General features: G+C 49.8%; 1 rRNA gene. It reads left to right on the forward strand.

Annotated features, from left to right (window positions below):
• Positions 1-255 (forward strand): 23S ribosomal RNA (locus QMX93_RS31070); the annotation flags it as partial.

The raw sequence follows: 255 nt of genomic DNA on the forward strand, positions 1-255 counted from the left end.
AATCAACCGAGATTCCCTTAGTAGTGGCGAGCGAACGGGGACTAGCCCTTAAGTGGCTTTGAGATTAGCGGAACGCTCTGGAAAGTGCGGCCATAGTGGGTGATAGCCCTGTACGCGAAAATCTCTTAGTCATGAAATCGAGTAGGACGGAGCACGAGAAACTTTGTCTGAATATGGGGGGACCATCCTCCAAGGCTAAATACTACTGACTGACCGATAGTGAACTAGTACCGTGAGGGAAAGGCGAAAAGAACC

This window comes from Pseudomonas sp. PS01303, from assembly GCF_029959385.1.
Classification (GTDB): Bacteria; Pseudomonadota; Gammaproteobacteria; order Pseudomonadales; family Pseudomonadaceae; genus Aquipseudomonas; species Aquipseudomonas rustica.